Source organism: Mesorhizobium sp. M0018, assembly GCF_040323955.1.
Classification (GTDB): Bacteria; Pseudomonadota; Alphaproteobacteria; order Rhizobiales; family Rhizobiaceae; genus Mesorhizobium.
Window position 1 is genome coordinate 1 of sequence record NZ_JAMYVL010000063.1, and the last position, 5,188, is coordinate 5,188.

General features: G+C 60.6%; 6 protein-coding genes and 1 pseudogene. 4 read left to right on the forward strand and 3 right to left on the reverse strand.

The genetic code is table 11. The annotated features are described in order from the left end of the window. Both groEL and NKJ81_RS32315 read right to left on the reverse strand, forming a co-directional pair. Window positions 1-913 (reverse strand): chaperonin GroEL (groEL, locus tag NKJ81_RS32310; protein WP_352542954.1); only part of this gene is annotated, 913 nt, incomplete at its 3' end. 113 nt (window positions 914-1,026) lie between these two features. After that, window positions 1,027-1,341 (reverse strand): co-chaperone GroES, encoded by a 315-nt coding sequence (locus NKJ81_RS32315; RefSeq protein WP_352542955.1) that lies wholly within the window; start codon window positions 1,339-1,341, stop codon window positions 1,027-1,029. Between the two features lie 492 nt (window positions 1,342-1,833). Between NKJ81_RS32315 and NKJ81_RS32320 the strand changes: the two are divergent. The 4 genes and pseudogenes from NKJ81_RS32320 (at window position 1,834) to NKJ81_RS32335 (ending at window position 2,982) form a co-directional block, all read left to right on the forward strand. Continuing rightward, window positions 1,834-2,096, forward strand: a pseudogene (locus tag NKJ81_RS32320) (hypothetical protein). Next, window positions 2,093-2,410, forward strand: a complete 318-nt coding sequence (locus tag NKJ81_RS32325) for a hypothetical protein (RefSeq protein ID WP_352542956.1) — start codon at window positions 2,093-2,095, stop codon at window positions 2,408-2,410. The pseudogene NKJ81_RS32320 and the gene NKJ81_RS32325 overlap by 4 nt, the downstream one beginning before the upstream one ends. Window positions 2,411-2,551: 141 nt before the next feature. After that, window positions 2,552-2,794 (forward strand): hypothetical protein, encoded by a 243-nt coding sequence (locus tag NKJ81_RS32330; protein ID WP_352542957.1) that lies wholly within the window; start codon window positions 2,552-2,554, stop codon window positions 2,792-2,794. Next, entirely contained in the window at window positions 2,791-2,982 is a 192-nt protein-coding gene (locus NKJ81_RS32335; protein ID WP_352542958.1) for a hypothetical protein, read from the forward strand. Before NKJ81_RS32330 ends, NKJ81_RS32335 begins: the two co-directional genes overlap by 4 nt. A 607-nt stretch (window positions 2,983-3,589) precedes the next feature. On the opposite strand, the gene NKJ81_RS32340 is transcribed toward NKJ81_RS32335, so the two are convergent. Then, the gene (locus tag NKJ81_RS32340) at window positions 3,590-4,603 is read right to left on the reverse strand and encodes an ABC transporter substrate-binding protein (protein ID WP_352542959.1); all 1,014 of its coding nucleotides are present in this window, start codon (window positions 4,601-4,603) and stop codon (window positions 3,590-3,592) included. Between the last annotated feature and the right edge of the window lie 585 nt (window positions 4,604-5,188).

Genomic DNA, 5,188 nt, shown 5'->3' on the forward strand with positions numbered 1-5,188 from the left:
GATCCTCGGAAATCATCTGTCCGGCGGTGAGCACGGCGATGTCTTCCAGCATCGCCTTGCGGCGGTCACCGAAGCCAGGCGCCTTGACGGCCGCTACCTTGAGGCCGCCGCGCAACTTGTTGACGACCAGAGTCGCCAGCGCTTCGCCCTCGACGTCCTCGGAGATGATCAGCAGCGGCCTGCCGCTTTGCACCACGGCTTCGAGGATGGGCAGCAGCGCCTGCAGATTGCCGAGCTTCTTTTCGTGGATGAGCACGTAGGGCTCTTCCAGCTCGACGCGCATCTTCTCGGCATTGGTGACGAAATAGGGCGAGAGATAGCCGCGGTCGAACTGCATGCCTTCGACGACGTCTAGTTCGGTTTCGGCGGTCTTGGCTTCCTCGACGGTGATGACGCCGTCATTGCCGACCTTGTCCATCGCCTTGGCGATCATGGCGCCGACGCTGGTGTCGCCATTGGCGGCAATGGTGCCGACCTGCGCGATCTCTGCTGAGGACTTGACCTTCTTGGCGCGCGCCTGGATTTCCTTGACGACGGCGCTGACGGCAAGGTCGATGCCGCGCTTGAGGTCCATCGGGTTCATGCCGGCGGCAACGAATTTGGCGCCCTCGCGCAGGATGGAAGCGGCAAGCACCGTGGCGGTGGTGGTGCCGTCGCCGGCAAGGTCGTTGGTCTTCGAGGCCACTTCGCGCACCATCTGCGCGCCCATGTTTTCGAACTTGTCGGAAAGTTCGATTTCCTTGGCCACCGTCACCCCGTCCTTGGTGATGCGCGGCGCGCCGTAGGCCTTGTCGATGATGACGTTGCGGCCCTTGGGGCCGAGCGTCACCTTGACGGCGTTGTTGAGGATTTCGACGCCGCGCAGCATGCGGTCGCGCGCGTCGGTGGAGAATTTGATTTCCTTGGCAGACATTTTTTATCCCGTCGAATTTGGAATGGAACGGTCGCCGCGCGGAACGCGCTGCGCTTGTTCTTTCAAATACTGGAGCGACCTTTGCGCGCCTTGAGGGACACGCGCCGCTCCAGTCAGGCGGCCTTCTTGGCTTCGACAGCTTTGTCGATGACGCCCATGATGTCGGCCTCCTTCATGATCAGAAGGTCCTCGCCGTAGATCTTGACCTCCGTGCCCGACCATTTGCCGAACAGGATCAGGTCGCCGGCCTTGACGTCGAGCGGAACAAGCGCGCCATTCTCGTCGCGTCCGCCCGGGCCGACGGCGATCACTTCGCCTTCCTGTGGTTTCTCCTTGGCATTGTCGGGGATGATGATGCCGCCCTTGGATTTGGTGTCGCCTTCGGCGCGGCGAATGACGACGCGATCGTGGAGTGGCCGGAATTTCATGGGGAACTTCTTTCTGGGGCCAGCATAGGCGGCCGCTACCCCTGATATAGGCGCGTTGGCACTCGATAGATAGGAGTGCCAGAATTGTTTCTGGCCAATGGCCAAGAATTCGAATGATATAATTCGAGACGCCAGAAATTCGTTCGGATGTGAGGAAAACTTTCTGCCGGCTTGAATTTCGCGGATGCGGGTTATTATTTCAAAGATCAAATAAAGGAGGCCGCGACCTTGTTTGGAACTCAATTGAGGCGCATAGGTAAAACTTGTTGATTTGGGTCGAGTTGGCTTTGTGTCAGAGCCCCGCCATTCACCACCGAATTCTCGAAAATGAGTGCATGCGCCGGTCCGGCGCACATCTCGTTCCGTTCGGATCCTGGAATGAAACCGACGCTGACCACGGATGTACTGGCAGCGTCGGGCATCGTCCCGGCGGTTCGAGTGGGACTGATACGGAAAGGCGCAGCCGCCCGTTTCCGCGGAAAGCCGCAATTCATGACCAGCCGCACCACAAATACAGTCGTTCGCTTCAAGTCGGCGTTTTCGCTGCCCGGCTTTGATACACCGCAACCGCCCGGAGAGTATCGGGTTGACCATGACGAGGAGGCCCTCGAAGGGACTTCCCAGATCGCATGGCGCCGCGTGGCCACCTTCATTCACCTCCGGCGATCACCGCGAGCGGTGCTACGCAGCAGATGGTGCCGATCGAACCGGCATTGCTTCAAGCCTCGCTGGAGCTGGACGAGAGACAATCATGAGAACCACAACCCTGATGCAACGCAACGCACGCCCAGTCCGCCGCGAAGCCGCAACGCATCTCTTTGCCGTCGGACAAGCTGTCCGGCTGAAGAGCGGCATCGGCACGTTTCCAAAGGCCGCGGAAATCTACCGCGTCACAGCAAGGCTCCCGCCGAGCGGAAATTCGCTGCAGTACCGCATCCGCAGCGACGTCGAACTTCATGAACGGGTGGCGATGCAGGACAGTCTCGAACCGGTCGACACTTCGCCCGGTGACAGCACAACGCTCATCGAAAGGATCTTCGAACGTGTCAAAGGGACAGAAATGGTTTAGCCGGAAGATCGGGAACCCGACGCAGGAGAAGGTCCCGCCCAAGCCTGAAAGCGTATTCGGCGCCCACACCAGAGTTGCAGCCGATATCAATGCCCGGCGCGGCAAGGGCAAGAACTGACGTAGCGACACGGGCGGATGACGATGAAGATCGTGATCGAATTCTATCGCACCCGAACCTCGGACGATGCGCATGCCGTGGTCGGGCGCGAGACGGCGCAAGCGGCCAACCTCGACCATGCGCTCGAGATCGCCAGGCTTTTGGCCAAAACCTTGAACATGCCGCAGCGGCCGGACGCCATGACGATCGCCGACGCGAAGGGCGCAACGCTCTATTCCGGCGTTCTGGCCACGGAAGCGATCAATGAGGAAAGGCCAACGCCATGAGTGCCCGTAGCAACGAAACCGATCGGCAGTGCAACGCCGCCGGGCTTGCGGTCTGGGAAAATGAGGGTGGGACATCGGGACGCGACTTCGCGGACCGTCAATATGGCCGCCGCGTCGAGGCGGATCGGTCCTGGACCGTCTATCATGTCTTCAGCGGAATTCCGGCGCTGATCGACGTGGTGCCATGACCGGCCTCAGCCGGTCGGATGCGACGCGCAGCATGTTGTCCCTCAATCAGCGCAATGCCGAGTGCCAGAGGGCGTGGGTTGCGGCGCCGCCAATTGTCCCACACGAGGCAGCGGCGGGCCAATCATGACGCTCTCCTTCCCAAACCCCAGCCGCAGATTCGATGAAGTGTGCGATTTTCGGTAGGTAGGCCCCGAATCACGAACGTTCTGATAACACCGGAATGTCGCCTCCTGGAGCAAGCGACCAACGCAGTGCCGCAGTCGAGAACGGCTAGCACCGTCGTTGCGGCCAAGATGGAGGTCGCCAGCGGAATGGCGCTCACTTTTGCGACATTTGTTCCCGTGTGGTTGCCGTTGATGGATACGGCTGCTCCCACGAAACAGCAGTCCTCCAGAGACAACTAATATCTGCAGGCTGGTTGCTGCCACCATCCGGCCGCGTTGGTCGCCGCGAAAATCGCGCAGCGACACGCGCGTCCCGTCCTGCGATGTCAACGTGATGTCCTGAGCCAGTCCGATTGTCGGCAGGCGCTCGTTCTTCGGCGCGTCGTGCTCACTCGCCCGCGCTATGTTCAGCGCCAAGGCGAGAACTGCGTCTGCTGGGGTCTCAGGCCTTCAACTCGCGTTTGAGCTCGTTGAGGAAACGCCAGTCCGTTCCGTTGGACAGGATTTGTTGCGGGCTCGACTTGATCATGCCGGTCTCCTGCATGCGCAGCGCATAGAAGCGCACGCTGTCTTCGGCGTCGAACACGCGCCACTTGTCGTGCTGAGCACCGTTCAGCGTCCCAAGCGCTTCGTCATAGTTGGGTAGAAAGCCTCGGTCGACGAGCTGCTGTGCCGCCAACGACGGATCAGAAGCGCACAGGTCGGCGGATTTGAGAATGGCGCGCAACACCCGCTTCGTCGCGACCGGGTATCTGCTCACGTAGTCCGCATTGCCGGCAACCATGCAGCAAAAGTATTGCGACCACGGGCGGTCGGTCCCGTTGTTGACGATCGTATGGCCGATCTTCCGGGCGTGCAGGATCTGCGGTTCGGGCGGACCTGCCATGTAGGCATCGACCTTGCCGTCGATGAACATTTGCATGGGGGCCTGTTCTCCCTCCACCCACTCGATATCGTGCACCGGATCAAGCCCGACATAGTTGGCCATGAGGGCCGTCAGGATGTGAGGATGCGACTCCACCGACCCTCCCCCGACGCGCTTGCCCCGCAGATCCCTGATGCTGCGGACGCTGTCGTTGCCGATCAGTTCGAAGCAGCCGGAATGCACGCCGATCAGCACTTTGACCGGCACGCCGGCGTCGATGGACCTAATGTGCATCGACGGCATGTTCATGTCGAAATCGATCAGGCCGGCGGAGAGCCACTTGGAATTGTCGACGTGGGTGTCGCCTTCGACATATTGGATATCGGTGAAACCGTCGGCGCGCAGAAGTTCTCCGGCGAGGTAGATGGACGCCCAACAGTAAGCGCCTCCGACCCACTGCCCCAAGCGGACGGTTGTCGTTTCCAAAGCAGGCTCCCCGGCCGCACTGGATGGGCGAACATTGAGGAGCCCGGCACCGCCGATCGCCGACAGGCCGGCCAGGAATGCGCGACGATTCTGAATTAGCTTCATCGGGACGCTCCTTTGGCAAACTGATCGTCCCTAGGGATCAAGCAAATGACCCCAGTAGAGGACGGACAATGCGTGAGCGCGCCGAGTAATCGCGAGTTGGAGCACGCCCTGTATAAAGGCGGGAGTCTTGTCGTTCTTCAGTCGCTGGCCAAGAACGCTTTCAGCCAACGATTAACGACCATACGCCTTGTCAACGTTCGTGGCGAGGGCAATGCTCTCAGCCAGGGCCAAGCCCTTTACGGAACCCTCGTACCTTCCAGGGCGCTGACAAAACGGATCGTCGGGTAGTTGCCAAAAGGCGCCTTCTCGAACCAATTCGAGACGTTCGAGTTCATCCCACGTGACGACTGGATCGGGTCCAAAGTTCGCGTTGGCAGAGGGCTGGCTTGCGCCACGGACGCTGCACCCATCCGCTACGGCCATCTTGTCCAGGAGTTGTGTGCGTCAAGTTCTGCAAAATGGTGTGGCATTGCGTTGACGTTGGCGTGTCCGCCGCGCAGCCCCCGTGTTTAGCGGAGCGGCGGACACATGACGGTGCTCAGGCGGCCAAGGCCCTCAGGCTCTCCTTCTTGTGCTCGCGCAGAT